Annotated in this window: 12 protein-coding genes; 1 reads left to right on the forward strand and 11 read right to left on the reverse strand. The window is 71.7% G+C overall.

Annotated features, from left to right (window positions below):
- Nucleotides 1-6 precede the first annotated feature (6 nt).
- The 11 genes from C5708_RS00160 to C5708_RS00215 form a co-directional block, all read right to left on the reverse strand.
- On the reverse strand, nucleotides 7-12,831 hold the full coding sequence (locus C5708_RS00160) for a filamentous haemagglutinin family protein (RefSeq protein WP_242916559.1): 12,825 nt from the start codon (nucleotides 12,829-12,831) through the stop codon (nucleotides 7-9).
- A 47-nt stretch (nucleotides 12,832-12,878) separates the two neighbouring features.
- Complete coding sequence (locus C5708_RS00165; RefSeq protein WP_242916561.1) at nucleotides 12,879-13,544, reverse strand: hypothetical protein; 666 nt, start codon at nucleotides 13,542-13,544, stop codon at nucleotides 12,879-12,881.
- A gap of 2 nt (nucleotides 13,545-13,546) precedes the next feature.
- Nucleotides 13,547-15,328: a putative porin gene (locus C5708_RS00170; protein ID WP_242916563.1), complete on the reverse strand. Its 1,782-nt coding sequence runs from the start codon at nucleotides 15,326-15,328 to the stop codon at nucleotides 13,547-13,549.
- Nucleotides 15,329-15,374: 46 nt separating this feature from the next.
- Complete coding sequence (locus C5708_RS19395; protein WP_278253680.1) at nucleotides 15,375-16,058, reverse strand: TonB family protein; 684 nt, start codon at nucleotides 16,056-16,058, stop codon at nucleotides 15,375-15,377.
- 16 nt (nucleotides 16,059-16,074) lie between these two features.
- The gene (locus C5708_RS00185; RefSeq protein WP_242916565.1) at nucleotides 16,075-16,482 is read right to left on the reverse strand and encodes a biopolymer transporter ExbD; all 408 of its coding nucleotides are present in this window, start codon (nucleotides 16,480-16,482) and stop codon (nucleotides 16,075-16,077) included.
- 24 nt (nucleotides 16,483-16,506) lie between these two features.
- Entirely contained in the window at nucleotides 16,507-18,336 is a 1,830-nt protein-coding gene (locus tag C5708_RS00190) for a MotA/TolQ/ExbB proton channel family protein (RefSeq protein ID WP_242916567.1), read from the reverse strand.
- Entirely contained in the window at nucleotides 18,337-19,938 is a 1,602-nt protein-coding gene (locus tag C5708_RS00195) for a ShlB/FhaC/HecB family hemolysin secretion/activation protein (protein WP_242916569.1), read from the reverse strand.
- A 340-nt stretch (nucleotides 19,939-20,278) separates the two neighbouring features.
- Nucleotides 20,279-21,256, reverse strand: a complete 978-nt coding sequence (locus tag C5708_RS00200) for a FecR domain-containing protein (protein ID WP_242916571.1) — start codon at nucleotides 21,254-21,256, stop codon at nucleotides 20,279-20,281.
- A 62-nt stretch (nucleotides 21,257-21,318) separates the two neighbouring features.
- Nucleotides 21,319-21,870: a sigma-70 family RNA polymerase sigma factor gene (locus C5708_RS00205; RefSeq protein ID WP_242916573.1), complete on the reverse strand. Its 552-nt coding sequence runs from the start codon at nucleotides 21,868-21,870 to the stop codon at nucleotides 21,319-21,321.
- Between the two features lie 127 nt (nucleotides 21,871-21,997).
- Nucleotides 21,998-22,624 carry an energy transducer TonB gene (locus C5708_RS00210; protein WP_242916575.1) on the reverse strand — a complete coding sequence of 209 codons (627 nt, stop codon included), beginning with the start codon at nucleotides 22,622-22,624 and terminating at the stop codon, nucleotides 21,998-22,000.
- A 211-nt stretch (nucleotides 22,625-22,835) separates the two neighbouring features.
- A complete protein-coding gene (locus tag C5708_RS00215; RefSeq protein ID WP_242916577.1) occupies nucleotides 22,836-23,555 on the reverse strand; it encodes a TonB C-terminal domain-containing protein in 720 nt (239 codons plus the stop codon).
- 259 nt (nucleotides 23,556-23,814) lie between these two features.
- On the opposite strand from C5708_RS00215, the gene C5708_RS00220 reads away from it, so the two are divergent.
- Nucleotides 23,815-24,618: a helix-turn-helix transcriptional regulator gene (locus C5708_RS00220; RefSeq protein WP_242916579.1), complete on the forward strand. Its 804-nt coding sequence runs from the start codon at nucleotides 23,815-23,817 to the stop codon at nucleotides 24,616-24,618.
- Nucleotides 24,619-24,656: the final 38 nt, after the last annotated feature.

Here is a 24,656-nt window from a genome sequence, read left to right on the forward strand (position 1 = left end):
GGGCGGCTAGTTGGCGGGACACCCTTTCGCTCCGGGTTCGGCGCAGGCCTGGTCCCCGAAGCCCAGCACCTCGACGGTGATGATCGAGCGGTCGTTGGCGTTGCGCGACCGGCCCAACGCCTGCTGGGCCGCTTGCATGGCCGAGGCCGAGGTGGCGCTGCTCTGGCTGGAGACGCTGACGGTGGTGTTGGTGGGGGGCAGGCCGATGGCCACGCCGCCGACCTGGAAGTTGTCGGCGTTGGCGACGTGCAGAGCGGCGACGAAGATGTTGCCCGCCACCCGGATGCCGGCGGCCCCGGCGTCGACCGTGCCGCGCGGCGCGATGGTGTAGACGTCGGGCGGCCGGATCCCCGGCGCCGGCTTCAGGCCGGCGATGCCGGCGCCGGTGACGGCGCTGGCCTGGTCGAGTTCGCTGAAGCCGTCGTCGTCGATCTTGACCACGGCCGGCGGGAAGTTCGACGAGGTCTTCGGCCCCTGGCCGGCGTTGAGGTCGCCGTTGGACGACCACATGATGATGTCGCCGCCCTGCTCGGTGAACAAGCGGCTCTGATTCAGCACGAAGTCGCCGTCGGTGAAGGTGGAGACGGTTCCGCCACGCAGGGTGAGCACGCCTTCGTATCCGGCCGGAATGGCGTCGATGGCGTTCACGGCGACCACGCTGCTCCCGCCTGTGCCCAGGACGAAACCGGAACTTGTCGGCGGATTGCCCCGGAACAGCAGCGGTGCCGCCGAGTTGCGGCGCGCCGCCTGCTGGGCGGTGGCCACGGTCGAGCCCGCCAGCACCCTGCCGCCCGGACCGAGGATGGCGATGTCGCCGCCGCGCTTGGTCTCGATGGCGGCCAGGCGCAGGTCGAGGTCGCCGGTCTTCATCTGGGCGTTGGCGCCGTTGCCGCCGCCTTCGAGATTGTTGGCGGTGTAGCCCAGGGCGGCGGGGAACAGCAGGTTCACGGCGGTATAGCCGCGCGCATACTGTTTCAGGGTCGGTCCCGGTGTCGCGGTCAGCGACAGCTCGCTGAAATAGACCTGCAACAGGAACGGCCTCTGGTCCAGCGCCGACAGGCGGCTGAAGGCGCTGTAGGCTTGGTCGTAGGTCACGTCCGTGGAGCCGAAGGCGGCGACCAGGGCGGCGGCCTGGCTGGCCTTCATGTAGGCGACGAGCTTCGGCGCGTAGATCGGCTGGGTTTTGTCGGGGACGTAGACGTTGTTGGCGTTCAGGTTCTCGACATAGAGGTAGTCTGGCCGCGCGGCGGCGTTGGCCGGGTCCAGGTAATAGCTGCGCAGGGCGTCGAAGTTCTGGCCCTTGGCCACGCCGAAGGAGACGTCGATGCTGGCGCCCTGCGGTCCCAGATAGGGGTTCCATTCGTTGCCGACACTGATGACGCCGCCGCCGAACATTTCGCGCGTCGAGGCGTCGCCCGGGCGGGCGGTGACGATCGCCGAGTTCAGGAACGGGCCGAGGTCGCGTCCCGCCTCCAGCATCAGCGAGCCGGGCCCGCCCAGGATGAAGGTGTTGCCCTGCAGGGTCGGCTGAGGCGGCCCATAGGTCGCTTGGCCGGCTGAGTTTAGGGAGACCACCGCCTGCTGCAACTGGGTGCTGGCGGTGATGTCGCGACCGGCGACGACGCGGGTGATGTCGCCGGGGTTCAGGTTCTGGCCGAAGAACATCATGTCGACGATGTCGCGTCCGGCGCCGATCCGCGTCTGCTTGGGAACCGACAGCACCACCTGATTGATGTTTTCGCCGGCGTAGAGGCGGTTAGGGGTCGGATCGCCGCGATGCGGCACGCCGGCGGCGTGCTGCTGGAGAAGCCGCGTATAGGGCGTGTCCGGCAACACGGCCGGGAAAGCGAACGGCAGGCCGAGGACGCCGAGCGAGCCGGGCGAGATGTTGGCGTTGTCGGTGACGAACTGCGAGAACAGGCCCGGCGTCAGGCCGGGATCGTTGTCCAACATGGCCAGGCTGACTGGCTTGATGTCGCCGCCCGCCGCCAGGGTGAGCGTGCCGGCGGCCGACGGCGCCAGCAGCACCAAGTCCGCGCCGCCCTTCAGGCTGAGATCGCCGGCCAGCGACGCCGCCTGGAACGAGCCGGGCAGCACCGCTGTATAGAGGAGGCCTGTCGCGAGGCTGGGAACGCTGCCGTCGTGGGAATTGGCGAGCGTCACGCCGCCGTCGCTGATCACGGAAAAGCCGGCTCGGCCGGAATAGAAGCCCAGGGAATCGGCGTTGTTGACGATGTCCGCTCCGGACGTGAAGTTGGTGGTCTGGACGCCTAGCGCCGAGACGCCGTGGAGGGCGACGTCGCCGTGCGCCTTGAGGTCGACGGTCGTGTCGGTGAGGCGGACGTTGAGCAGGCCGTCATCGGTGCGATTGACCAGTTTCAGGGTGCCGGCGCCGCGAACGCCGCCGCCGACAGAGAGATCGGCCGCGCCCGAGGCGACGTCGAGCCGGCCGCCGATCAGGTCGCCGCCGGCGATCAGGTGGATGTCGCCGCCGCCGAAGGTCATCAGGGCGAGGCTCGATTGTCCGGCCGCCGTCCCGGGGCCCGATACGCGGGCGGTGGTCAGGCTGGTGTCGGCGACCATGGTCAGGTCGGATACGTCGCCGCCGGCCGAGACGCGCAGGTCGCCGCCGCCCAGGGCGCCCGCGCCGTCGGAGAACATCTGCGGATTGATCCGGACATTGGTGGCCATGCCCACGGTCCCGGTCCGCCAGGGCTGGTCAGGGCCTCCGACGAAACTCGTGCTCGCGGCCTGGGCCCTGGCGCCGACCAGGGCGTCGCGACGGCCGATGATGTCGCCGCCGGCCTTGAGCGAGACGTCGCCGCCGCCGGTGGCGTAGACCGGGTTGGCGGCGAGCACGCCCGGCGTCGCGTAGTTGTAGTTGAGCGCGTTGAGGTCGACGGGGACGGAGGCGTAGCCCGTGGGGTCGAGGGTCAGGCTGAGGCCGGTAGCCTGATCGGTTGTCGCCGTCAGCGTCGGGACCACCAGTCGCCCGGCGGTGTAGACCGCCGCGCCGCCCTGTTGGAAGCCGGAGGCCGACGGCCTGCCGGTGACCGGGTCGAGCAGCGCGGGCGGCGCCCCTCCTGTCAGGTCGATGTCGCCGGCCGCCGCCAGCGATATGGAGCCGGTTCCCGTCCGCACCAGGTTGGAGGCGGTGACGGTCGTGCTCGGCGGAATGGTTGAGTTGGGCGGGTTGAAGTTGGTCTTGAGCGTCGGCCACGCCGTGGCGACCTGTTGCAGGAAGGCGGCGGCCAGCGACAGGGTGGTCGACACCCCGGTGGGGGCGCCGGCCGGCCCGGTGAAGGTGAACTGGCCCGGATAGGCGGCGAAGAAGCTGGCCGCCATGGCCGCCAGCGTCGACTGGGCGCCGGCCGGCGCCGAGGTAAAGCTGAACCGGGTCAGCGAGTTGTTGTTCAGCGTCGGGTTGCTTCCCAGTTGAGCCCCCAGCCACTGATCGGCCGTCACCGACCTGCCGGCGACGTTGAACAGCAGGGTGTCCGACAGGCTGGCGACGGCCCTGACGCCGCCGTAGCTGTAGCTGCGCTGGCCTTGCACGATCAGGCCGCCGGCCGCGCTGTCGGATTGCACGCGCGCGGGGTTGGCGCTGCCGGCCGCCGCGCCGCCGACCAGCTGATAGGACCAGGAATCGACGGCTCGCGTCCCCGATCCGGCCTGGATCAGCGGGAACAGCTGGGCGCTGGCGATCGGATCGCCGCCCAGGGCGCCCGGCGCGTTGGCGGCGGCGTTGTAGGGGGCGGGGTTGGCCAGCGGCGCCTGGACGGTTCCCAAAGCCCCGGCGCCCGGGAAGTTGACGCCCACGGCCGCGCCGGAATTGGTCGGGCTGTAGGCCCCGACGGCGGCGCAGGCCGCGGTGCAGTTGGTGGTCAGCAGGCCGTTGAACAGCTTGGTTCCGGCCCCGAGCACGGTGTTCAGATAGCGCGAGTCGGTCTGGTCGCCGAAGGTGAAGAAGCCGTCGGTGATCGAGCCGGCCAGGGTCAGCTGGCCGCTGGCGCGCACCGACAGCTCGCCGGGCTCGCCCAGCACGCCGCCGCCGACGCGGTAGGTCATCTTGGTGTAGCCGGCCAGCACGGCGGCCTCGGCCCCCGGCTTGACGGCGTAGGCACCGGCGATCGCCTGCGACGGGGTCATCAGTCCGGCCGCCACCGCGCCGGCGATATCGACCACGCCCGCGCCCAGGTTCCAGTTCGAGGCCAGCGTCACGGCCCCGGCATAGTCGAGCTGCACGCCCGGCCGGGCGTGGAAGTTGGCCGCCGACGCCAGGCCGCCCAGGTTGGCGTAGCTGCTGGAGACGTCGAAGGTCTGGATGAAGTTGACCAGGGTTCCGGGCGCGTTGTCGGCCAGGAAGTTGGGCTGGCCGGCGGCGTTGACGTCGAGCGTGGCGACGCCGCCGATGATCTTGACGCCGCTGAACTGGCCGCCGGCGGCGACCGCGCCCAGATCGAAGGCCTTGTAGCCCTCGAGCACCACGCTGCGGGCGCCGGTCACCGAGCCGGCCACGGCGACCTTGACGCTTTGCGCGCCGTTCGCGCCGCTCACCGGCGCCCGGAACGACACCACGCCGCCGACGTCGCCGGGAACGTAGCTGTAGTAGGTCACGCCGTTCAGCGTCATCGGGACCGCGCGGGCGGCGGTGTTGGCGGCCGAAACGTCGATGACCGCCCCCTGGGCCAGGGTGATCGCTCCGTCGCCGGAGACGCCGAGCTGGACCTCGCCGCCCTTGGCCTGCCGGGTGTCGCCCGCGCCGTAGCCGCTGGCCCGGGCCAGGATGGCGGACCCGTTCTCCAGGGTCACGCCGCGTGCGCCGAATAAGCCGATGAGGCCGCCGTTGACCCCTGACGCGTCGATGGTCCCGGCGATGTCGACCAGGCCGCCGTCGGCGGTCAGCGAGACGGTCGTGGCCTTCAGGGTCAGTCCGCTGGACAGGCTGAGGTCGCCGGCGCCGGTTTCGATGGCGATGACGCCGTTGAACGCCCCGGCGGTCGAGCGGGCGAAGCCCGCCAGGTCGAAGGCTCCGGCTTCGTTAAGCAGGAAGCCGCCGCCGCCCGCCGGCGCGGACGCGTCCAGCCGGCCGCCGAAGTTCACGGTTCCCTTGCCGGCGTTCAGGGTCAGCCGGCCGGCCGCGCCGGTTCCGCCGCCGACCGAAAGCACTGAGCCGGGCGCGAGGTTGATGTCGCTGGACGCGGCGTTCAGGGTGAGCAGGCCGCCCGGCGCCGAGATCGTATAGGGGTCGGCGGCGTCGCCGAAGCGACGGGAATAGCCGGGCGTCTCCAGGATCGCCCCGGGGCCGGCCGAAACCCCCTTGGCGGCGTTCAGGGTCAGCACGCCGGCGGTGGCCCGTACGTCGGCGCCGGTCACCGACAACTGGTTTCCGGTCAGGATCAGGGTCGCGCCGGGCAGGCCGGCGGCGGCCGGCGCGGCGGCGGCGGTCGGGTTGGCGACGGTGAGGTCGCCGGTGGTGGCGAGCGTCAGGCTGGGCACGCTGGCCGCGACGCCGATCTTGGCGTCGGGCGCGGCCCGGTCGCCCAGGAACGGGGTCTGGAGCAGCAGGGGCGCGGCGCCGACCTCGAGGCCGCCGCGTCCCTGGAAGAACATCCCCTGGGCCGCGCTCAGGGTCACGCCCTGGGCGGCGCCGTAGATATGCATCGCACCATCGCCGAAGGTCAGGCTCTGGGTCGAAAGCGCGAACTGGCCGCCGCCGCAGAGGGTCGCGCCGGCCGCGCCGCAGGCCCCGGCGTCGGCGGCGGTGTTCTGCAACTGGACGGCCTGGGCGTTGACCGAGACGGCGCCGGCGCCGCCCGACACGCCGAGACCGGGCGTGTCGAGCCGCAGGTCGCCGAAGCCGTAGGCGCCGGCGGCGAAGGTGATGACGTTGGCGGAACGCAGGGTCAGGGACTGGGCCCTGGCGAGAGCCGGCGACAGGTCGGGCGTGATCACCAGGCCCGACAGGCCCTGCGCGCTCGGCGCGAAGGCGATCAACGTCGAATCCAGGCTGAGCGCGCCCGCTTGCAGGTTCGCGGCCGTGGACAGGCCGAAGCCGTTGGTGGAGCCCAGCATCACCGACGCGCCGGACAGCGTCGCCGCGCCGACGGTCAACCCGCCGGCCGTCGTCGCGGTGTTGACGTTCTTGCGCGTCACCAGCCGCTGCGGACCGGCCGAGACGCGGATCAACGCCCCCTGGCCCGTCATGCCGGGCGTCGCGCCGTCGACGACATAGGCGCCGGTCTGACCGGTGACGTCGGCGCCGCTCGCGGTGATCGCCGCGCCGTCCTTGACCGTGATGGCGGCCCCCTGGCCGTCGACCGCCAGCACCAGGTCGGGCGCGGACAGCGGATGGGCGGCGTTGTTGGCGACGACGATCTGCTTGGCGGTGACCTGCAGCGTGGTCGAACCGTCGGCGTTGTCGGAACGCAATCCGCCGATCAGCAGGCTGTCGGCGTTCAGCGCGGTGAGCTGGTCGGCCGACAACTGGATCACGCCGGGCGTGGCGTCGGCGGGCTGGGAGACGATCTGGATCGACGGCGCGGTGATGTCGGCCTGGGCGCCGCGCCCCTTGGCCCCCGGCGCAGTCAGGAAGGTCCCGCTGAGGTCGAGGGCCGCGCCGGGATTGATGACCAGCCGGCCCGCGTCGATCGGCAGCCGGGGGGCGTTCAGGCCGTTCTTCGCCGCCTTGGCCTGGAAGTATGCGTCGGCCGAGGTCAAGGCGAGGTTGGAATAGGAGCGGATGACCGCCTGGCTCTTGACGTCGAACACCCGGGACGTCGAGTCCGCCGCGCCGCCGAGGCCGCCGTAGCGTCCGCTCATGGCGACGACACCGTCCGGCAGGGTCAGGCTGGCGCCGACCGACACGGTCCGGGCGCCGGTGTCCTCGACCACCTCCATGCCGCCGGGCAGCATGGCGTACTGCGCCGGCAACAGGGTGTACCAGCCTGCGGCGACGCCGTTCCCGCCGTCGAGATAGACGCGGCGCCCCGCCTGGGCCGGCCCGTAGAGATCGGCGTAGTTGGCCGAATAGATCGGGTCGCTGGCCGCCGCCGGCGCCTGGGAGAGACCGGGCACGATGGCGTAGACCTGACGACGGTCGGGGAACTGATAGCCGTTGTTGCCGCTGTAGGCGTCGGGATTGTACTGGCTGAGCACGTCGCGCGAGCCGCCCGAGCCGGGGATGAATTCATAGGCGTAGACGTCGCCGCCGCCTTTGAGGTTGATCGTCGCGCCCGCGGCGGTGGTGACGGTGCGGCCGGCGAGGGTCAGCACGGCGGCGGGCGGCGCGGTCAGCGGGTTGGCGTTCGTCGGGCTGAAATAATATTCCGACTGGTCGGTGGTGACGCCGTAGGGGATCGACAGGCCGTCGGCCGAGACCGAGGTCAGGCTGCCGGCGCCCAGCGTCAGCGAGGTGGTGGCCGGCGCGAACACGGTGTTCGCCCCGCTGGCGCCGAGGATCAACGGCGCCGCGCCGCCTAGGGTCAAGGCGCCGATCGGCGCGCGCACCACGCCGTTCTGGACGATGTTGGCCGCCTGGATCAGCAGGCTGCTGCCGGCGGAATAGGGCGTCGCCGGCGTGGGGCCGTTCGGTGCGATGGTGATCACGCCGGCCGCTGCGGCCGAGGTGACGTCGTAGCTGCCGCCGGTGGCGGCGTAGACCTGGGCGGCGGTCAGGTTGAGGGCGCCGTTGACGGCGAGCTGGCCGAACAGGCTGGGCGTGAAAGCCTGGCCGGGGATTTGCAGCGCCTGCACGCCGACGAAGCGGATGTCGCCCTGGGAGGTCAGGTCGACCCTGGCGACATTGCGGTCGAACAGCACCGCGCCGGTGACGTCGAGCATCTGGGCGGAGAAGGAGACCTGGCCCGACCCCGGGGTTCCGACGGCCGGATTGCTGAGCTTCTGGAAGGCGCCCTGCAGGGCGACATAGGGGGCCTTGATCCGCAGCGAGCCGGCGACGCTGATGGTCGGGGCCAGGGCCTGCATGTCGGACAGGCTGGCCGGGCTGAAGAACGGGTTCAGGGTCGAGGGCAGGCTGGTCAGGAAGAAGGCCTGGCCGAGGGTCAGGTCGACCGGGGCCGCGCCGGTGGTGGCCAGGTCGCCCTGGACCGCCAGCACGCCGAACCCGGCGCTCTGGATCTGCTTGACGGAATAGGTGTTGAGCGCGCCGCCGGCCGCATCGTCGGCGGCCAGCGACACCGCGCCGGCTCCGCTGGTCGAAAGGGCGAGCACGCCGCCGGCCGCCGTGGGGGCGCCGCCGTGGGCGTCGATGGTCGCGCCGGTGAGCACGCCGCCGGCGCCGATGCTCAGGGCGCCGGCCGAGCTCCATTGCGGGATGGCGACGAACTGGCCGCTGGCGGTCAACTGGTCGAAGGTGTCGGAGGCGCCGGCCAGATTGAGCGTCGCGCCCGGCGCGGCGGCCAGCGACAGCCCCGAGCGTATGGTGTGCGGGTTGGAGCCGGACGCCACATAGGCGAGGTTGGTCTCGAAGTTCGCGATCGGGAACAGCTGGCCGCTGGAAGCAACCAGGTTGGCGACGGCGGAGCCGACCGCGCCGCCGGCGACCACGCGGCCGGTGACCACCTGGCGGCCTTGGGTGACGCCGACGGCGTAAGGATCGCGCAGGCTGACGCCGGAGAGGTCGGTGACGCTGCCCGCCGCCATGTTCAGCCCGACCCCGGCCGGTAGATCGCCGGTCAGGTAGATCGTGCGCGTGGCGGCCAGCCGGCCGTTGGTGACGGTCGGGTCGACGAGCGAGGGGGCGTTCTCGTCGATGAGCCCGTCCGCGCGGGTGCTGAAAATTTGCGACAGGCTGGGCGCCGAGACCACGCCCTGGAAGTAGGGCGTTCCAGCCACGACCGAGGACTTGTCGTAGTTCGCTGGCAGCACCTGGACCTGGTTCAGCGCGCCGCCAGGCAGGCGGATGACGCCCATGTTGTTGACCTGGGCGACGGAGAGCTGGGCGCCGGCCGCGCCGGTGACCTTGCCGCCGGCTGCGACCTCCAGTTCGATCAGGCCGCCCAGGTTCAGGGCGATGGGCCGCTGGTCGAAGGCTGACGGCTCGACCGTGGGGGGCAGGATGTCGGACACCCGCCCGCCGGTGGCCAGGTCGCGCAGGCTGGCGATCTGGTCGCCGGTCAGCCGGCGCGTGTAGCCGCTCTGGGTCAGGTCCAGGACCTGGCCGTTCCCGACCTTGACGATCTGGGTGGCGAGGACGGCGTTGTAGCCGCCATAGCCGTTGCTGAAGGTGTTGGGCAGCAGGGCGGTGGCGTAGGAAGTGACGTTGTAGGTTCCGAAGCCGGCCTTGGAGAAGAAGTCGAGCGGCAGGTTCGTGCCTGTGTCGGCGATGCCGCTGGAGAGCGAGAAGGCGGGCGTGATCAGGTTGAAGGTCCCGCCGCCGCCGAAGCCATGCCCGCGCACGACCCCGTCGCCGAGCGCCACCTTGGCGGCGATCGCGTTCGGATTGACCGGCAGGACGTCGATCCCTGCCTGTGGGGTGTTCGGCGCGCTGTTTATCCCGTTGACGCGGAAGCCGGGCATCGCGCCGGATTGCCGGGCCGAGGTGAGGCCGTTCTGATAGGCGAGGGCGAATGGAAAATAGGCCGTGGCCGCTGTCAGCGACAGATCGCCGCCCTTGGCGGCCAGGGCCAGGGTCCCGTCGGGCGCGACATAACCGCCGGAAGAGACGTCGAGCAGAGAGCGGGGGCCGGCGGCCAGCACGCTGCCGCTGATGTCGACGGTGCTGGTCGGGCGCTGGCCCGACGTCGTCTGCGTCACGGTGGCGATATCGCCCTTGCCGGAGTCGCTGGTGAGGCCGAGGAGATTCTGGCGCGGCGCGGCCGACAGCCGGATCGCGCCGCCGTTGACATAGGCCGCGCCCAGTGCGCCGGTCGGACCGGGGCGGCTGTCGTTGACCCACAGGCCGGCGGCGGAGAGCTGGCCGTTGACCCGGATGTCGAAGCTGCCGGCGACCGCAGGGGCCGGGGCGAAGATCGAGCCCTGATCCGATTGGACCGTCGCCAGGTCGATCAGGCCGGCGGGCGCGGTGACGCGCCCGTCGAGGGTGATGGCGCGGCCGGTGACGGCGGTGAAGGCTCCCCCGGGAGCAAGCTTCAGGTCGGCGTCGGAGGCCACGGTCAGGGCGCCGGAGGTGTCGAACGACAGCTGGCCCAGCCCCCACGAGGACAAGGTGTCGGCCGAGAGGGTCAGCTTGCCGCGCGCCGCCGGCGGGATGGCCGCCTCGGGCGGCCGCACCGGGGCGACGAGGTTTCCGTTGGCGTCGATCGATGCGGCCTGGCCGAAGGTCAGGTTGTCGGCGAGGTTTTGGACCGGGCCGCCGACGATGGCGACGTCGCCGCCGGAAAGCAGTGGCGCGGCCGAATAGTCGGTCTGCTGGAACAGCAGCATCCCGTTGACCGGCATCTGCGAGCCGACGGCCTGGACCCGTCGCTGGTCGCCATAGACGGTCGATTTGCCGGTGCCGAGCTGACCGGCCTGGATCTGGGCCGTCCCCGGAAAGGCGTCCGCGCGGACCGTACCCTCCAGCAGCGGCTGCGAGGAGCGGATGGTCAGCGATCCCGCGTCGCCGCCCTGGCTGTAGGCGTCCTCGTAGTGAGCGCCGGCCAGCAGGGGGTTGGCGTAGGAACGGGCGATGCCGAAGCGTTGTTGAACGGTGGTGAAGCCGTTGTAGACCCCGACATAGACGTCGTCCGGATCGGCGTGGCCGATGTCGACGATCCGCCCGGCGGCGTCGAGCAACTGGGTGGTCTGGACCCAGCCGCCGGCGAAGTTCAGCCATCCGCCCGAGACGTCGATGATCGCCCCGCGCTTGACGATGACGTCGGGGGCCGCGCCCGATGCATTGGGACCGCCGGCCGCGCCCAGCACGACGTTGCCGCCCTTGGTCATCAATTGCGAGGCTGTGACCCCGGCCTGCTGGGCGTAGGCGCCGGCGGGGATCAGCGGCGAGCCGACCCACGACACGCCGTCCGAGCGCACGCCCGACAGCCGCGGGTCGATGGTCACCGTCGCGTGGTTGAGCACGTTGCGGCCGGCCGGGGTGTCGGCGGTGTCGTTGGAGGTCACCGGGCTGATGGTGATCTGCCGGGTCGAGCTGGGGGCGGCGACATTTTTTAGGCCGGCGACGTCGATCACCACGCCGGAATCGACGAAGACCCGACCGCCGGCGGCCCCGCCGGTGTCGGCTCCGGGGCGCGCGCCGACATAGACGTTGGCGGCGGGGGCGTAGATCAGCCCGCCCGAGGCCAGGTCGATGACCGAGCCGGCGATGAGCTGGTTGAAACTGGCGTCGGTCGGGATCATGTCGGCCGCGCCGATCGAAATCAGCGACGGCTTGAAGTTCTTGAGAGAGTTGGGGTCCTGCGGCGTCGCGACGGCGTCCTCGGGCGTGACGGCCAGGACGCTGGTGGAGGCCAGTTCGACGCGCGGCGCGTTGAGCTGGATGAAGCCGTTCCGCGACACGCTGGTCGTGGCGGCGATGACGCCGGCGTTGATGTCCGCCCCCAGGGTGGTCATCGAGGCGTAGCCTTCCGGCGAGCGGATGACGCCCCCGGCTGCGTTGACCGCGTAGTCGCCTGTCGTGCCCGCCAGGGCGCCGATCAGCAGGCCGCGGACGTTGGGCTCGACGCCGCTGGCCGCGCCGGTCGAGGGAATGAGCGAAAAGCCGCTGGCGCCGATCAGGCTGACCTGGCCCTGGGCGGCGGTGAGCACGCCGGCGTTGGTCACCTTGGGCGCGGCCAGGATGATGAAGCCGCCCTGGCCGCCAGTGATCGACGCGCCCGCCGCCACGCTGATCGCGCCTTGCGGCATGGCGTCCTGGAGTATCGTGACATCGATCGGCGCGCCCGAGGCGTCGGTCTTGATCGTCGTGGTCGTCTGACCGGAGAAGGTCGACGGCTGCGCCTTGGTGGTCGGGTCGGGCGGCAGCAGCAGCCCGGTCGTCAGAAAGGCGTTGTCGCGGTCGGCCAGGGTGGTGCTGATTTGCGCCTGCGAACCCCGGATGGAGAACAGCGCCGGCTTGTTCGCCGCGCCGATCTCGGCGGTGGCCGCCACCAGCGAGTTGGTGTTGATCTGCGCGCCGGCGCCGAACAGGACGCCGTTCTGGTTGATGACCAGCACCGTTCCCTGGGCCTTGATCGCGCCCAGGATCTGGCTGGGGGCGGGGGCCTGGCTCGGGTCGCGCAGGCCGGTGCGCGGGTCGAGCTGGCCGACCACCCGGTTGAGGGCCACCCAGTCGCGCTGGGCGACGCCGTTCTGGCTCTGGTCGAAATTGAGGGTGGTGGCGGCCCCGACGTTGAAGGTCTTCCAGTCGAGGATGGCGCGGGCCGCGGTCTGCCGGATGTCGACCGTCACGCCGCCGTCGGCGCCCACGGTCTGGGTCGGCAGGTTGGCGCCCTGCCAGGTGTTGAGGCCGGTCGGGTCGTTGGCGGCCAGGGTCGGCGTCAGGACCGGAACTAGCCCGCCGGGCGCCAGGCCGTTCGGCACGCCGCCGGGCAGGGCCGCCGCCGCCTGCCGCGCGGCGGCCTGGGCTTGCAGGCCGATATTGACGGCCTGCTGCGCGCGCATGGCGTTCTGCAGCGACTGGGCGGCGGCGGTGGTCGCCGCCGGCGTCTGGGTGGCGAGGCCGGGAACCACGGGGGCGGCGACGCCCGGCGCGCCGGTGGCGTTGACCGCGACGTGCCCCGCGCCCTGCAGGACGGCGAGCTGGGCGTGGGCCGATCCGGCCAGGGCGGCGGCGAAGGCGGCGACGCTGGCGCCTTGCAGCAGGCGGCGGCGGGGGGAGGGGAGGCGGCGCTTGGTCGGGATGGTCATGGTGCGCTCTCAAACCTTTGCCGGACGGGCGCTGGGCCCCGCCCCGCTCAATGCTGCGACGGCTTGTCGGCGACCTGCGCCGAGGGGCGGGGGCGGACGTCGAGACGCCCGTTGTGGATGCGGTCGCCGTAGTCCTGGGCGGCCTGTTCGAACTGGACCCGCTTCAGGCCGGTCAGCGGCTCCCTGCGGGCGAGCACGTCGGCGACGGTGACGCCGCGATAGGCGGCCAGCAGCGCCTTGGCCGTGTCGATCAACTCGGCGTTCTTGGCGCGGCAGACGCCCAGGTCGGTCTCGCGCGCGGCCAGGGCGGCGGCGGACTGGTCGCGGGCCGCGCCGTCGCGGGCGGCGTCCTCGCCGGCGCGGCGGAGGTCGGCCTGGGCGGCGGCGAGGCGGGTCTTGAGGTCCGCGTCGGCGGCGGCCATCTGGTCGAACTCGGCCTTGAGGCGCTGGTATTCGGGCGAGGCCGCCGGTTCGCTGCGGCGGGGCCGTTGCGCTGTCGCCAGCTTGGCCTTGAGCGCGTCGCGCTCCTTCTCAGCCGCCGCCTTCTGGGCCGAAAGCTCGGCCTGGCTGGACTGGGCGGCGCGCAGCTGCGAAGTGACCGAGACCAGCTGGCTTCGCAGCCGGTCCTCGAGGCTCTGGGCCCTGGCAGGACCGGCGAGGCAGAGGGCGGCGGCGGGAAGCGTGACGGCCAGCAGGCGGATGGGCGTGCGCATGGTCAGAACCTCACGTTCAGCTCGATCTGGCCGACGTCGATCGACAGCGGCGGCCCGAACAGTTCGTTGGCGCTGAACCAGCGCGCCTGGAGGTTGGCCCCGGCCATCAGGCCGAGGGTTCCGGTCAGGAAATAGCCCTCGGCGTTGGTCCCGCCGAGGTGGAAGTCGGAGTCGTTGTAGGCGTCGGGCATCGAGTCCGGGGCGATGTGCTTGTAGCCGGCGGTGATGTTCCAGCGGCCGAAGGCGTAGGCGTCCGGATCGCCGTAGCTGGCCTTGAGCATCCAGGCGTTGGGGCCGCTCTTGAACCGCGAGGTGGTGCCGGGGGCGCAGATGTTGGTGTCGGCCAGATTGGGGGCGATGACGTTGGTCACCGGCAGGCCCGCCGAACCGAAGCGGCAGGAGTCCGAATGCTTGTAGGCGAGGTTGCGGGCGTAGTCGCCGACCAGGACCAGATGCTTGTCGCTGACCTTCAGGTCGAAGGCGGTGTTGAGGTTCAGCACGTTGTAGTCGAACAGCAGCCCGGCGAACTGCGGCGCCGCCGCCGCGCCGATCGGCAGGCCGGGATCGGGGATGATGTTGCGGATCAGGAAGAGCGTGTTGCCCTTCTGCATGAAGGCCGGGCGGGTGGCGTCGGTCGAGCATTGGGTGACGCCGGCGTAGACGGCGCAGGGGCTGGACAACAGGCCGCGGCTGGACTGGTACTGGTAGAGGGCGGCGCTGGTCTTCCAGTCGAAACGGTCGGTGCGCCAGTCGGCCGCGCCCTGGATGGCGACCATCCACTTGGTGCGCTCGTTGGCCTTGTCGGCGCCGTTGGCGCCGGTGCTCGGGAAGTTGAGGTCCTGGTAGTCGGTCACGAAGACGCCGCCGACCGCCGACAGGCGCAGCCCCTGCATGAACGGCGCATCCATGGCCCCGCGCGCGGCGACGCCGTCGAAATTGAGATCCTCGTCGAAGACGAGGTCGGTCGACATGAAGGGATTGGGCATCCGGCCCAGGGTCGCCCCGATCCAGGGGCGGGGGTGCAGGTCGATATAGGCCCGGTCGAGCCAGATCGACTTCTTGCTCAGGCCGCCGCCCAGCAACTGGCTGGTCGAGACCGGCGAATTGGTCTGGCCGCTGGCCAGGCGCACCGCGGCCGTCACCCAGGGCGAGGGATCGGCGCGCACCTCCAGGCGGGTGCGGATCTCCAACAGGTTGTCGCGGTCCTTGGTGGTGTTGAGGATCGGCACGCCGGTCTTGTTGGTGGCCGGGTTGATGTCGACCGGGCCGTTGGCGTTGATGGCGGCGTAGTTGATCAGGTCGTTCTGGTTGCCGCTGGAATAGAGGTTGAAGGCGTCGCGCACGCGCACGTCGCCGCTGATCTGGACGTGCTTGACCCACTCGGGCAGGGCGTTGGGCTGGGCCCAGTTCTCGGCCTTGGCCTGTTCGATGACTTCGCGGCGCACCTCGTCGCGGATCTGGTTCTTGACGATCTCGGGGACGTAGGGAATGCGCGTCGATCCGGGCGCGACCGGCGGCAGGCGGTGCTCGACCGGCGCGTCGCCGGCGCCGGCGCCGGCGGCCCGCGCCTCGGCGGTCTCGCGCTGGGCCTGCGCCATCAGCTGGTCGGCGGCGTCCTGGGTGATGACCCCCTGCTTGACCAGCAGGCGCATCAGGTTGACCGTCAGGTTCTCCGACGGCTCGGCCAGGGCGTGGGTCGGCAACGCGCCGCCCGCCAGACCGACGGCGCCGGCCAGGGCCGCGCCCGCCAGCCGGCGAGCCCGGTCATGGATCGTGATCGTCATCTAAATCCCCTCGACGGAATGCGGCCCGCGGCCGGGCTCGGGCGCGTCATGTCCGGCGTCCCTTGAGCGCCACGCGGGCTGGAAATCTGAGTTGCGCCGGCGGCTGCTCCAGCCGTCCGACCTGTTCGAGCGCGCTGACCAGGGCGCGATCCGTGTGCGGATCGCCGCTGGACCGGGCTATGGCGACGCGGGTGACGCGGCCGTCGGGTCCGATCCAGATCTGCACCTGGGCGGCGAAGTAGAGGCGGTTGACCCGGTCGTCGGACTGTACGGCCTGCTGCAGGACGCTGTTGAGGTAGCGGGTGTAGCCGGCCGCGCCGAAGTCGCCGCCGCCGGGGCCGTCGCCGCCGTTCGGGTCGCCGCCGACCGAGAGGCCGCCGCCGGCGCCGGCGGCCATGCCGAACGCGTCCGCCCCGGCCTGCGGCGGCCCGTTGATGGTCATCTGCTTGGGCGCGTCGGTTTTGGCGGCGGCCTCGGGCTTGGGCTGGGGCGAGGGGACCGGCGTCGGCGTCTCCTGCGGCTTGGGCGGCTCGGGCGGCTTCTCCTTGGGCGGCGGCGGAGGCGGCGGCGGGGTCAGGGCCACCACAGCCGTCTGCGGGGCCTCCCGTCGTTCGCCGGCGGTGTCGGAGGCCAGCCGCCAGATCCCGACGGCGATCAGCACGAGCACGACCGCCGGGACGCCGAACTTGGCGATCGAGGCGATGCGGTCGCGGTTGTCCGGCGAGATCATCGCGGCCATCCCGGCGTCAGGACTTGTCGGCCCTGCCGGTCACCAGCCCGACCTGGTTCAGGTCGAGGCGGCGCAGCAGGTCGAGCACGTCCATGACGCGCTGGTACTGGACGACGGAGTCGCCCTTCACCACGATCGGGAAGTCGGGCTCGGCGGCCTTGGCCGTGCGCAGCTGGGTCTCCAGCTCGGCCAGGGTCACCGGATAGGCGTCCAGGAACAGGTCGCCCTTGTCGTTGACGGTGATGGCCTTGGTCTTGGGCTTGGCCAGCGAGGCGGCCGAACTGGCCTTGGGCAGGTCGACCTTGATCCCCTGCACCGAGGCGGTGGTCATGATGATGAAGATGACGAGCAGCACATACGCCAGGTCGAGCATCGGCGTGATGTTGATGTCGTCGTAGGGCTTGTCGTCGTCCTGCAGCTGCATGGCCGTTCTCCCGCGCGCCGCCGGCTATTCGGCGGCCCGGGCGTAGCCCTGGTCGCTGTATTTCTCGGAGACGCGGGTGACGAACTCGTCGACGAACACTTGCATGTTCGCCTGGACGGCCTTGTTGCGGGTGAGGATGTAGTTGTAGCCGAACAGGGCCGGGATCGCGACGCCGAGGCCGGCGACGGTGGCCAGCAGGGCCGCCGAGATGCCGGGAGCGATGGCGTTGACGTTGACGTCGCCGGCGGCGGCGATGGCGGCGAAGGTGATCATCACCCCGACCACGGTGCCCAGCAGGCCCAGGAACGGCCCGCCCGAGATGGCGATGGTCAGCAGCACCATGCCCTTGGCCAGGCGCTGGTTCTCGCGCACCAGGGTGGCGTCCATCAGGGCGCGGATGACCTCGATGGACTCGGCCCTCAGGGTGAGGTGGCCGCCCGGCCGGGTGCGGCGGCCGATGTCGTCGGCCCCCGCCCGGTAGATGCGGTGCAGCGACGACAGGTCGAAGCGGCGCAGGTCGGCGGCCTCGACGCCTTCGCGACGGGCCAGGGCCAGCGGCTCGTCCCCGTGCGCGCGGAACAGCTCGATGAAGCGGTCGTTGGCCCGGTCGACCGCGTTGACGTAGGCGGCCTTGGTCCACATCACGTACCAGGAGGCGACCGCCATCACGCCGAGGATGGTGATGACCACCCAGGCGTCCACCGTCACCGATTTCACGATGACGCCGAAGTAGCCGAACCCGAAGCCGGACTGCTTTTCGTCGGCCCCGAAGGCGACCAGCCGCGATTCCGCGCCTTGCGAGGCGGCGTCCATCTGGATGAGGACCGGCGGGCGGGCGACCTTGGAGATCCGAACCTCGTCGAGACCGCCCTGGAACCCGGCCAGGGCGCCGCCGGGGGCGTCGCCGCCGATGGCGGTCGGGGTGTTGAGCGCGGGCAGGGCTCCCACGCCGGTCCCCGCCGGCTTGCCGTCGACATAGAGGATGAAGCTGCGGCCATCGGCGACGAGGGCCAGATGCGTCCAGCGGCCGGGAACCAGGGCCGCGGCGGCGTTGAAGCGCTGGCCGTTCACCTCGGCGAAGGGCGCGCCCTGGTCGGCGCCGACCACCAGCGAGCCGCCGCCGTCGCGGCGGGCGTAGATGGCCGCGTTGGGCTGGGCGGCGTCCATGCGCACCCAGGCGCTGAAGGTGAACGGCGCGCCGGGCTTGACCGCCAGCGACGGGCTGGCCGGCAGCAGCATCGGGCCCGCGCCGGTGAACCGCCCGGCCTTGCCGACCACGCCGGTGTCGTCGATGGCCGGCGGCGCGGTCTGCGGGGTGTTGCCGTAGGCGGTCTTGTCCTTGGGCGGCGCGCCGGCGGCGGCGTCGAAGTGATAGACCGCCACGTAGTCCGGATCGAACGAGCCGGAGGCGTCGGCGGCGGGCGCGGCCTTCTTGGCGCCGTAGTACATCCAGATCGGCTTGGTCGAATCCACCGGGAACTGCGGGATGTCGACCCACACCGTGGCCACGCCCAGCAGCGGGTCGAAGCTCTCGACATGGTGGGCCAGCGGGGTCTTGTCGTCGCCGGCGACGAAGCGCAGGTCGACGCCGCCTTCCTGGGAGTCGTCGAACTTGAAGTTGCCGCTGTGCAGGCGGATCAGCAGCGGCGCGCGGCCGACCGGCTGGCGCAGCGCCAGCCCCTTGGCCGAGGCGTCGATGGTGATCTGCTTGCGGTACGGCCAGTCCTTGTTCCACCAGGCGCGGGCCTCGCCCGGCATGGCCGCGCCGACCAGCATGGCCAGCAGAATCAGCAGCAGGGCGGGCGGCGAGGCCGGGCGGCGGGCGCGGGTCGACCCTCGGGGTGAGGCGGTCATCTAGAACTCCGCTTTCAGGCTGAAGGAGGTGTAGGGGCGGCCGCTGACGCGGGTCGGGCCGTCGGTGAGCGGAACGGCCGTGACCACGTCGCCGGTCAGCCGGTCGAGAAGCTGGAAACGCGCGCCGAGGCCGACGCTGTAGAGCGAGAAGGCGTTCTTCTGCTCGGCCTGGGGATCGAGCACCCAGGCGCCGGCGCCGTCGACGAAGGTCACGACCCGGAAGTCGCTGAGGATGTTCGAGAACCGGCGCAGCAGCCGGGGCGAGCGCAGCTCCAGCGACCCGAACAGGCCGTTGTCGCCCACCGCCTCGGCCTCCATGTAGCCGCGCACCGACGAGCGGCCGCCGATCGAGAACTGCTCGCTGGAGACCAGGGCGCCGCTGGCGATCTGGCCGCTGAGGCGCGCGTCGCCCTGGAAGCCGGCCCACAGCGGCTGGAGGTGCTCGAACTCGACGTTGAGGTGCACGAAGTTGGCGCGCCCGTCGGCCCGCTTGGTCTGGAAGCCGCGGTCGTCGCTGCCCAGCCCGCGCAGGTTGGCGGTAAGGGCGAGGCTGGCGGTGGTCACCGCCTGGGCCTGGCGGCGGAAGGTATAGTTCGCGGCCAGCGGCCAATAGGTGACGGCGCCGGCGCTGACCTGGCCGCCCGACAGGCGGGCGAATTCCTGGAAGTGCTTGTAGTCGATCCCGAACGACAGGCTCTGGTTGATCGAGCCGACCGGCTTGTACTGGTAGATGGCGCGCGCGCCGACGGCGTAGCCCTTGCCGAGCACGTCGACCCCGCCGATCGTCGCCAGGTCGCTGTCGGAGTTGAAGCCGAACACCATCACGCTGAAGGGGGTGTTCCAGATCGGCGCGACATAGGAGCCGGCGTAGACCTGACCGTCGGTCGTGCGCTCGGGCGCGACCTGATAGGTGGCCGAAACGCTGTGGCCGAGCTGCCAGAGGTTGTCGTAGCGCAGGTTGGCCGACAGCCGCAGCGGCTTGGTGTAGGGGCTGTTCTGGTTGTTGAGCTCCAGGCTGCCGTGCAGCGGCTCCTGGTCGGAGACCTTGAGGTCGATGTCGACCGTGCCCGGCGCGGCGCCGGCGCGGATCAGCGGCGTGACCTGCCGGTCGGGCAGGCGGTTGACCTCGTTCAGCTCGGCCTGGGCCTGCTTGAAGTCGGCGACCTTGCCTTCGGTCAGCGACGGGATGGCCGCCTCGATCTCGGACAGCGAATGGTACTTCGAGCCGACCACCCGCAGCCGGCCGACCGGCGCCTCGACCACGTGCAGCTTGACGACGCCGTCGGCCACGGTCTGGCGCGGGACCTCGACCACCACCGACTGGTAGCCCTTGGCGTGGTAGACCTCTTCCAGGGCGGCCTGGGCCGCGCCGACGTCGGCGCGGGTGCGCCCCGGCCCCAGGTGGGGATAGATGGCGGTCTCAAGCTCGGCCTGGTTGAGCAGGGTGTTGCCGTCGACGTCCATGGCGTTGATGTCGAAGGTCGGTTCGGGCGCGGCGTGGGCGTGAGCGGCCGAAAACGCCGCCGCCGCCCCGGCGAGGCGGGCGGCGCGGGTCAGCAGCCGCCTGGGGCGCGACGCCCGATAGCGCTCCGTCTTGTCCACGAACCCCAAGTCCCCCGTACGCAGCCGTCGCGTCCGGGCGGCCCCTTGGTTGAGCCCGCCGCCGCGACGCCGGAGACGCGCCGACAGCGCGCATCCCCATGACCATCCCGCCTCCGACCCCGTTTCACGACTTTCGAACCGCCTGGAAAAGCAGCAGGCGGACGGTATTCGCGATCGGACGTCAGTCTTGATTGCGGCAAGCCAAGTTCAGCGCCGGTGGAGACGTCGCCTCAGCCTTGGTTTGTCCTGTCTGTAGGGGTGACAATCCGTTTCCGGACCGGCGACAAAACATCGTGTGAATTTTTTGCGTCGGCGCGCCGGCGCGCCGGCGCGCGGAGCGCTAGGTCAGGACGACGACGCCGCCTGGGAGGTGCGAGGCGCGCGCGCCCGTCAGGCTTTGGATCTGTTCGACGGCGTGCCCGATGCGGCGGGTCTGGAAGACGCCGTAGACCGGGCGACGGGCCAGGGCCTCGTTTACCAGGATGATGCGGCCGGCGCGGTATCGGTTGAGTTCGCCGACCACCTGCTCCAGCGGCGCGTCGCGGAAGATCAGCAGGCCCTTGCGCCAGGCCGCGGCCACCGTCAGGTCGGACTCGGCCGCCGGGCCCATCCGCTCGGCGGTGTAGAGGACCTGACGGCCGCTCTCCAGGCGGACCTGATCGCGGTCGCGGAGCACATGCGCCGTCCCGGCCAGGCAGGTGACGCAGGCCGAGGTCCCGTCCAGGCGAACGTTGACGGCGCCGTCGGCGACGAGCACGCGGCCGGCGCCGGCGGTCACGACGAACGGGGTCGCTGCGGCGCGCCTGGAGGTCACCGCCACCTCGCCCGAGACCAGCCGCATGCCGGCGCCGTCACGGGCGGCGCTGGTGCGCGTGTTCAGCTCGATCGACACCCCGTCGCCGAGGGCGACGGCGCGGCGCTCGCCGGGCTCGGTGCGGTAGTCGGAGGTCAGTTCGGACAGAGAGGGCCACAGCCGGCCCGGAGGATTGACCGCCAGATAGCCGGCCCCCGACGCGGCCAGGCCGCCGGCCAGCAGGGCCCGGCGGGTGCGCCGCCCGTCCGCCGCCCGCTTGGCGCGGTGGTCGGCGGAACGGGGCGAGGCGGCGGACCGGCGCGTCTCCAGGATGACGCCGCGGACCAGCCGGCGCAGGCGGACGGCGTCGACGAACGCACGCTCGTGGGCGGGGCTGGCGGCCCGCCACGAACGGAGCGCCGCGGCGTCCTCGCCCGTCATCGCGCCCGAGAGCAGCCGATTGACCCAGGCGAGGCCCTCGTCCCGCAGCATCTCGTCGCGTGCGTCTTGATCGATACCCGTCATCACCCGCATCGGTTGGTATGGGCGAGGCTTGCGCCGAACCGATCCCTCGATTCGTCCTCTATCTATTCTGATGACCATTCTGGAGGCGATACGCGACGCGATGGCGCACCATTTTCTTTGCACCAACGCCTGACGTATTTGGTCGCCTCGTCCAGTTCGCGCTGGATTGTCCTCAGATGTACTCCGTAGCGCCTCGCCAACTCGGCGTGAGGCGTCTCGTCGACCCAGGACGCCTCGAAGATCTCGCGCCGCCGTTGCGGCAGCTGGGCGAGGGCCAGGCGGACCTGCGCGGCCTCCGACCGGGCCTCGGCGATGCGGGCGGGATCGGGCCCCTCGTCGGGGATCTCCATCAGGATATCGATCTCGGAGGCCCCGAGGTGGCGCCGTTCCTTGACCTCGCGGTTCTTGGCGATGTTGATCGCCGTCCGGAAGATGTAGCCGTCGGGATTGCGGATCGGCTCGATGTCGCCCACCCGTTGCAGGCGCAGATAGGTTTCGTGGACGACTTCCCGCGCGGCGTCGGCCGAGCCCAGCCGCCGGCTCAGCCGCCGCACGAACTCGTCGTACCGGCCAAGCAGTCGATGGCGCAGGGCGGCCCAAGTCGTCTCGGACATGCGGATCGGCTCGACAGAGGTTGCGGCGGGACGAAGGGCGGCGTGAGCGGGAAGGCCGGCGCGCCGCATCCGACGAGGCGGAATAATCAACCTATAGTAGAATCATGCTTCCTTTGATTGCAACACCTTACGACCTCGACATCGGTCCGTTGAATTCGACGGGCAGCTGGACCGACAGGTCGTCGGGCAGGGCGCCGGGGATCGGCGGCAGCGGCGCGGCGCGGCGCACGGTATCCACGGCGGCGGCGTCGAGGACGGGCGATCCGGAACTGTGGGCGACCCACACGCCGAGCAGGCGCCCGCGCCGGTCCAGTTCGAAGACGAGCTGGACCACGCCGCGCACGCCGGTGCGTTCGGCTTCGTCGGGATAGCGCTTGAAGGGCTGGATATGGGCGAGCAGCCGCCGCTGGTAGTCCGAGCTGATCGTCGAGACGCCCGCCAGCGGCGTGCTGGCGGCGGCCTCGGGCGCGGCCGGCGCGGCCGCCTGCCCTGGGGCCTCCTCGCCGGGGCGGCGGCCGTCCTGGCCGACCGGCTTGGCCGCGGTCGCCTCCTGTCCCTCGGCCGGCGCGGCGATGGCGGACGAGGTCGCCGGGCTGCTCGGCGCCTGGCCGCGCTCGAAACCCGCCCTGACCAGTTGGACCGACACGGCGCGCGGTTCGCCGTCGCCCGCCGCCGCGCGCGGCGGCGCCGTCGAGGCCGGCGGCAGGTGCAGGACATAGGCCGCGACCCCGCCGTGAACGGCCAGCGAGACCATGACGCTCAGGGCTTGGCGCCGTCCCGAAGGCTGACGCGCAAAGACCGGCAACGAAAACATCGTTGGAACTATCCGCGTTTTCGAGACGTGCCGCCGGAGGTCGAAATCGCGATCTCCACAGGCTCGAGTTTAGCCTAGCACGCGGAATGCGACGATCGCGTGAAGGATGTGTGTCATGCGGCGCGCACGCACGCCGCTTGTTCGCGAGGGTTCAGGGCCGCTTGCGCGACTTGACGTCGACCCGGACCGGGTGCGGCAGGTCGACCGGCGGCGGCTGGTCCAGCGCCAGCCCCTGGACCGCGTCGACGATGGCGCGGTCGCGGTCGCGATCGCCCGTCGAGGCCGCCAGCCGGGCCCTTTGGACGGTCCCGTCGCCGGCGATCTCCAGTTCGAGCATGGCGTCGTAGTCGTCCTTCGAGGTCTTGGGATTGCCGCTCAGGGCTTCCCGGACGCCGTTGCGGATCAGGGTCCTGTAGAAGCGCAGGTCGACCGCGCCGTCGCGGGGGGCCTCGACCACCGCCGCGCCTTCGACCTGAAGGGCGTCGAGCGCCAGGCGCGGGAGGTTGGGGGGCGGGCCGGGCGATTGTTCGGGGACGGACGAGGCCGCCGCCAGGGGATACAGCACGACGCCGCCCTGGCCGTCGAGGCGGGCGGCGAAGCCGGTGCCGGCGAGCAGGCGCCGGAGCGCGGCCTCGGGCGCCAGAAGCCCGCGCGCGCCGGGCGAGCGCGGCGCCGCGCCGGGCGGGCGGTCGTACAGCACCTGCAGGCCGGTGACGGCGGCGAAGGCCTCCATCGCGGCCGGCAAGGGCTGGGGCGGAATGTCGTAGGCGACCGGCCGCGCCTGGGCCGCCGACGCCGCCGCGACCGCGGCCGGCGCGGCGCCCATTCCCAGGGCCAGGCCCGCCGCCAGGCCGGCGGCGCGCGCCGTCATCGCCGCGCTCCGGCCGCGCGCTCCGGCGAGGCGGCCGGGCGCGACGTCCGTCCGGACGCGGAGGAGCGACGGGCGCCGCAAAAAGTTCACCAAAATGCCTGTCGTGATCCGCCGGACCGACGGCTCTCCGTTATGAGCGGCCGTCGAGCCGACGTTGTCGATGTTCCATGGAAATGCATCACGTTCCGCGCCGGCCGATCGAAAGCCGTTCCGTTTTCAGGGAGGGCGGCGCCTCGAAACTTAGGGCGAAGCTCCCATGATGGCCAGTCTCAACCTGGCGGCGGATCCGTCGATCGCGCCGCGCGCCGTATGGCCGCAGCACTCAGCCCCGCTGGGCGGCCGCACCCGCCGGCCGGCGCCGAGCGAGGTCGTCGTCGCCTTGCAGAAGCGGCTCCTTGGCCTGGCGCGGGACGCCGGTTTCGCCGGCGGGCTCTACATGCACCTGGGCCATGTCGTCCGTGAACGGCAGGGCGGCCGCGCGGACGCGGCCCCGGCCCGGTTCGTCTCGTCCGAGCCCCTGGACGTGGTCAGGCTGGACGAGGAGGCGGCGACCGCCGATCCGGTGGCGCGCCAGGCGGCGGCGCACCATCGGCCCTTCGTCTGGACCACCGCCGACGCCCCGGAGTTCACCGAAGCCGAGCGGCAGTTCCAGCGCCGCCTGCGCGCGCGGGGCGTCTGCGGCGGGGTCGCCGCGCCGGTCCAGGACTACGCCGCCGGCCCGGCCTATGTCAGCCTCTACGGCCTGCATCGCGACTGCGCCGGCCCATGGGCGGGGGAACGGGCGGCCGAGTTGGCGTTCGCTGCGGCTGCCTTCCACCACGAGGCCAAGACGGCGCTGCCGTCCTACAGCGCCGGCGGGGAGGGCGTCGTGCTCACCGCGCGCGAGATCGACTGCCTGCGCCAGGCCGCCTTGGGCCGCACCGTGGCCGAGACGGCGGCGGCGTTCGGCATCACGCCCCGCACCGCCGAGTTCCACCTGAAGAACGCCGCCGACAAGCTCGGCGCGCCGAACAAGCTGCGGGCGGTGACGCTGGCCATGAGCCACGGACTGATCGAGGCCTGAGGCCGGGCGCCAGCCAACACGGCCTTGTGACTTGAAGG

This window comes from Caulobacter sp. CCUG 60055 (assembly GCF_022750545.1).
Lineage (GTDB): Bacteria > Pseudomonadota > Alphaproteobacteria > Caulobacterales > Caulobacteraceae > PUIC01.

Bases quoted from the DNA above. Each gene is read 5' to 3' on its own strand.
- C5708_RS00160 (WP_242916559.1), bottom strand. From the start codon at position 12,831: ATGACCATCCCGACCAAGCGCCGCCTCCCCTCCCCCCGCCGCCGCCTG.
- C5708_RS00165 (WP_242916561.1), bottom strand. From the start codon at position 13,544: ATGCGCACGCCCATCCGCCTGCTGGCCGTCACGCTTCCCGCCGCCGCC.
- C5708_RS00170 (WP_242916563.1), bottom strand. From the start codon at position 15,328: ATGACGATCACGATCCATGACCGGGCTCGCCGGCTGGCGGGCGCGGCC.
- C5708_RS19395 (WP_278253680.1), bottom strand. From the start codon at position 16,058: ATGATCTCGCCGGACAACCGCGACCGCATCGCCTCGATCGCCAAGTTC.
- C5708_RS00185 (WP_242916565.1), bottom strand. From the start codon at position 16,482: ATGCAGCTGCAGGACGACGACAAGCCCTACGACGACATCAACATCACG.
- C5708_RS00190 (WP_242916567.1), bottom strand. From the start codon at position 18,336: ATGACCGCCTCACCCCGAGGGTCGACCCGCGCCCGCCGCCCGGCCTCG.
- C5708_RS00200 (WP_242916571.1), bottom strand. From the start codon at position 21,256: ATGACGGGTATCGATCAAGACGCACGCGACGAGATGCTGCGGGACGAG.
- C5708_RS00205 (WP_242916573.1), bottom strand. From the start codon at position 21,870: ATGTCCGAGACGACTTGGGCCGCCCTGCGCCATCGACTGCTTGGCCGG.
- C5708_RS00210 (WP_242916575.1), bottom strand. From the start codon at position 22,624: ATGGTCTCGCTGGCCGTTCACGGCGGGGTCGCGGCCTATGTCCTGCAC.
- C5708_RS00215 (WP_242916577.1), bottom strand. From the start codon at position 23,555: ATGACGGCGCGCGCCGCCGGCCTGGCGGCGGGCCTGGCCCTGGGAATG.
- C5708_RS00220 (WP_242916579.1), top strand. From the start codon at position 23,815: ATGGCCAGTCTCAACCTGGCGGCGGATCCGTCGATCGCGCCGCGCGCC.